Genomic DNA, 4,732 nt, shown 5'->3' with positions numbered 1-4,732 from the left:
CCCGCGATCTCCCCCTGGAGTTCGCGGGCTTCGCAGGTTCGTCAGCGGGCGGTGACCAGTTCGCGGGCGCGGCTCACGATCGGCCCGACGGACGTGTCGTAGTTGCTGAGCACGATCGCCACCCACTCCCGGTCCGGGAAGACGTCCAGCCGGGTCGCCGTGCCGGGAGCGCCACCGGAGTGGCCCCAGACGCGCTGGCCGTTCACCACGGCGTCGCGGTAGCCGTAGCCGTAGAACTCGACCTGCGAGCCGTCGGCCGGCGGCACCGGTGTCTTGCCGGCGGTGACCAGCGCGGTGAGCGCCGGGCCGAGCAGCCGGCCGGCGGTGAGCGCGCGGACGAAGGCCAGCAGGTCGGCCGCCGTGGTGTAGGCGCCGCCGGCCGGTCCGTAGCTGTAGGGGGCGAAGTCGGTGGAGAAGAGGTCGACCCGCTCGCCCGACGGCTGGGTCCAGTAGGGGCGGGCGACCGCGGCGTCGGCCCGCGCCTCGGGTCGACCGGGGAACCCGGTGCGACCCATCCGGGCCGGCTCGAACACCTGTTGCCTGACGTGGTCGACGAACGGGACGCCGGACGCCCGCGCCACGATGGCGCCGAGGACGACGTAACCGTCGTTGCTGTAGCCGAACCGGGTGCCGGGCGTGAACTGGAGCGGCGTGCGCCGGGCGATGTCCACCGTGCCCTCGATCACCTCCTCGTGGCTGCTCCAGGTCGGGAGTTCGCCGTTGCCGATCGCCGGCCGGCCGACGCCCGAGGTGTGGGTGAGCAGCTGGTGGATCGTCACGGTGTCCGCGACCTCGGCGGGGAATCCCTCCAGGTGGTGGCCCAGGGTGTCGGTGAAGCTCAGCGCGCCGCGCTCGGCGAGCTGGGCGACGGCGAGCGCCGTGAAGGTCTTGGTGATCGAGGCCAGGCAGAAGACCGTGTCCTCGGTGTTGGGCCGCGAGCTCGCCCGGTCGGCCATGCCGTGCGAGCGGACCAGCACCGGCCGCCCGCGGTGCGCGAGCAGCACGGTGCCGGAGAACCGGTCGGCGGCGGCCTCCGCCGCCACGAAGCGCGCGAACTCCTCGGTGACGCCGGAGGCCGCGCCGCCGCCCGGGCGTGTGGGGGCCGCGCCGGCGTCGCCGGCGGCGCCGGCCGTCAGGGAGGCGGCGCCGAACAGGCCGAGCAGTCCGCGCCTGGAGAGGGAACCGAACATCGTCAACGTCCTCCGAGGGTCTGGTGGATGGCGGTGGCGATCTCCGCCATCGCCTCCTGGGTACGGTCCGTCAGGTCGAGCACCGCGTCCCGGGTCGTCGGGCCCGCCATGAACTGGGCGAAGGTGACCCACCGGCCGTCGGGCAGGTGCACGTAGCCGGCCAGGGACTTGTTGGCCTCGGCCTCGCCCGAGGGCAGCAGGCGCACGGCGGTGCCGGTCTTGGCGAAGACGTGCCCGGCGGCCGGCGAGTCCGGCTGGTTGCCGGCGATGGTGCCGTCGCGGCCCATGATCGGCAGCGCCCGGTGGTACGCCGGGAAGTAGGGACGGTGCCTCAGCAGGGCGAGGAACCGCACGAAGGTGTCGGCCGTGAAGAGCCCCTCGGCCTGGTCCGCCCGGTCGGGGTGGACGCCGGCCTCGTGGAACAGCGCGTCCCGGTACCGCTCGTAGGTCGCCTCGGGCGTCACGGGGTCGTGGCCGGCGACCGCGCCGACCAGGCGGGGGAAGGTGACCGTGTGCACGTTGGAGCTGACCTTGAGCATCACCTTGCTGGACTCCGCCAGCGGCGGCGAGACGTGCTCCGCGAGCCGCCGCCCGTGTCGCCGGTAGCCCGACCCGGCGGCGCCACCCGGCGTGGCGGGGACACCGGCCGCGGTCAGCGCCTCGGCGAGCAGCGTGGCCGCGTAGCGCGCCGGCTCCCGCACGAAGTACGGCTGGTACCGCACCGGGCCGCCCACCGGGACCTCGCCGGTGACCGGAACCGTCACGGTGCCGTCCCCGCCTGTCGTGGCCTCGCAGAACCCCAGCCGCGCCACCGGGCCAGAGGCGGCCGCCGTCGTCACCCGGACGTCGAAACGGACGTGCCCGTTCTCCGGGAACGCCCGCACGACCGCCGGGGCGCCGACGACGCTCCCCGGGGTCACGACGGCGTGCACCACGTGTTCGTTGACCATGATCGGCGACACCGTGATCCGTTGGTCGTCGATCGCGGCGGACGCCTCGACCTCCCGGAAGAGCGAGACGTCCACCCGCACCCGTCCGTCCACCCGGCGCACTCCGGCGGCCGCCACCTGGGCGGCCAGGTCGCGGATCTCGCGCAACGGGTCGGACAGCGGCGCGCCACCGGGGTAGCTGGGGTCCCGCTCGGGCAGTTCGAGCGTGCCGTCGGGCCGCGTCCGGCCGGACAGCAGCAGGTCGCCGCCGGCCACCAGCACCAGGTCGCCGCGGAGCACGCCGCGCACCACCGGGCCCGTGCCGTACACCCGGGTGCGGAACCGGTGTTCGGCACCGAGCCTTTCGAACGCGGTGCCCGCGACGAAGACCTTGAAGGCCGAGCCGGCCGTGAACAGCTCGTCCGGGCGCAGCGCGTGGTGGAAGGCGCCGGTGTCCGGCGCGTAGCAGGCCATCCCCCACCGGGCGCCGGCGAACTCCGGCCGGCCGGTGATCCCGTCGATCCGGGCGGCCAACTCCCGCTCCGCGGCACCGGTTCGCCGTCCGGCGGGCCGGGCGCGCGCCGTCCCCGCGGCCGCCAGGACCCCGCTCGCCGCCAGCGGCACCCCGCCGAGCAGCCCCATCACGGCACGCCTGGACGGCCCTTCGCCGATGTCCATCGCCTCTCCCTCCATCTGGTCACAAGCGATCGGCGTCACTTGTAGCGAGGGCGGGCGACGGGCGACCGATGGCGCGGCCGTACGAGACCCATAGGCGGGCGGTGGGACGATGACGGCCGGCGGCCGGGCGGGGGTGCGGCGCCGGCCGCCGGATCAGGCCCGGGCGGTGTCGCTCACCCCCGTGGCGCCACGGGAGACGGCGGCCTGTCGCGGCGGTAGCGGTGGCCGCTGACCGCGGCCGCCGTGAGGGCCCCGGTGAGGGCGACGCCGAAGAGCCCCTGGGCGACATGCCAGCCCGTCGGATCGGGGGCCGTCTGGCTCGGGCCCACCCGCCCCTCGGGATCGGTCAGCACCCGGATCTCGTCACCGACCAGGAGCGACGTGCAGCCACCGAGCCTGCCGGGAAGCGGGTCACCGTCCGGCGTCTCGAGTCGGCAGCTGGTCGTGGTGCTGGATCTGACCGTGCTCGTCTCGGCGCTCACCACGACCGCCCGCGTCCACTCACCGCGCGCGTCCAGCACCCGGGCCTGCTCGTAGGGGAGGCCGACGGCGAGAAGCGCGACGGCCCCCAACATCCCGGGCAGGTAGAACCACCAGCGCAGGTCGTAGCAGAGGAGCGCGTGCAGCAGCAGCACGGCGAGGGGGATCGCGACGAGCAGGGCCGGCCGGCCGAGTTGGCCGCCCAACATCAGGGAGACGACCGCCGCCGGGACCGCGACCAGCGTCGCGAACACGCCGGTGGCCACCGACCGGTGCCACCGGTCGAACGGGCCGCCAGGGCGTACCCGGCGCAGCACGTCGGGGATCTCGAGCCGGGTGCCGGTCCGCCAGCCCTGACGCGGTGCGACCAGGCTGTCGGTCGGCCCGGGACCGAGCCAGCCGGAGCCGCGGGCCAGGAGCGTGGGTCGGATCGCCTTCCACCCACCGGCGACGCCGCCGCAGAGCAGCGGGACGGCCCCGGCCAGCGGCATGATCCAGTCCTCCATGGGATCCCCGGTCCCGGCGTCGTCACCCGAGCCGGTGGTGAGCGCCTGCCACGCGAAGGCGACGCCGAACAGCAGGGAGACCGCGGAGAGCGCCGCCCAGGGGAACCGGCGCTCCGTGAACGGCGAGGGCAGCACGGGCCGCCCGGCGAGCGGCCCGGCCGGGTGCGGCGCCGGCTCCGGCAGGTTCCGCAGGGCGGGATGCGTCGGCAGCCGGAACCACGCGAGCAGCAGTCGGTTCCGCGCCTGCTGGGCGATCGCGCCGCGCGCCAGGAGGAACAGCGCGATCGCCAGTGCCAGCGCCCCCAGGAACAGCATGGCCACGCCGACGGCCTCGTCGCCGTCCTCCGCGCCGGTCTCCGTCCAGCCGGCCGAGGCCATCATGGCGGCGACCGAGCAGGTCACCACCGCGAAGCCCTTCCAGGCCAGCTGCCCGGCGGAGAAGTCGGCCCGCAGGAGCGTGTTGATGGCCACGGCCCGGTCGGCCATGACCTCGGTGTGGTGCGCCGGGCCGAGGGCCGGCGGCACGACGGGAAACGGGGGCAGCGCGGGCGGCGTCATGGCCGCTCCCCTCGGCCCGAGCCGCTGCCCGCCGGATTTCGGACAGACGTCTGCCCCATGATCCACCCCCCCTTGTCGAACACCGCGGTGCGCGGTCCCTCACGATAGGCACAGGGTTCCGATCGATTCAAAGGGCGGCGATCACCGGCCGGCCGACCCGGTCTCCCGGCGCGGCGGATTCCGTCCGGCAGTCGGGTGCATTACGCCACTCAATGCCCGAAAGGGCGTCAATCGGCCGTAAGACTGCCCCCCATGAGTGAGCACAGCATGAGTGAGCAGAGTGCGAGCTACGACGTCGTCGTGTCGGTCCTGGTCGGGAAGTTCCAGTTCGTGGCGGACGAGCTGTCGCCCGAGATGTCGGTGGAGGAGGTGGGGCTCGACTCGCTGGGGC

General features: G+C 74.7%; 3 protein-coding genes. All 3 read right to left on the bottom strand.

Annotated features, from left to right (window positions below; genetic code table 11):
• Positions 1 to 41: 41 nt before the first annotated feature.
• Complete coding sequence (locus E1283_RS32060; protein WP_132821678.1) at positions 42 to 1,190, bottom strand: serine hydrolase domain-containing protein; 1,149 nt, start codon at positions 1,188 to 1,190, stop codon at positions 42 to 44.
• Positions 1,191 to 1,192: 2 nt separating this feature from the next.
• Entirely contained in the window at positions 1,193 to 2,797 is a 1,605-nt protein-coding gene (gene dacB, locus E1283_RS32055) for a D-alanyl-D-alanine carboxypeptidase/D-alanyl-D-alanine endopeptidase (protein ID WP_165956321.1), read from the bottom strand.
• Positions 2,798 to 2,970: 173 nt separating this feature from the next.
• A complete protein-coding gene (locus tag E1283_RS32050) occupies positions 2,971 to 4,341 on the bottom strand; it encodes a hypothetical protein (protein ID WP_132821676.1) in 1,371 nt (456 codons plus the stop codon).
• Positions 4,342 to 4,732 lie beyond the last annotated feature (391 nt).

This window comes from Streptomyces hainanensis (assembly GCF_004348415.1).
In the GTDB taxonomy this organism is placed as follows: domain Bacteria; phylum Actinomycetota; class Actinomycetes; order Streptomycetales; family Streptomycetaceae; genus Streptomyces; species Streptomyces hainanensis.
This window is presented reverse-complemented; position numbering and strand designations above follow the sequence as displayed.

Bases quoted from the DNA above. Each gene is read 5' to 3' on its own strand.
- E1283_RS32060 (WP_132821678.1), bottom strand. From the start codon at position 1,190: ATGTTCGGTTCCCTCTCCAGGCGCGGACTGCTCGGCCTGTTCGGCGCC.
- dacB (WP_165956321.1), bottom strand. From the start codon at position 2,797: ATGGACATCGGCGAAGGGCCGTCCAGGCGTGCCGTGATGGGGCTGCTC.
- E1283_RS32050 (WP_132821676.1), bottom strand. From the start codon at position 4,341: ATGACGCCGCCCGCGCTGCCCCCGTTTCCCGTCGTGCCGCCGGCCCTC.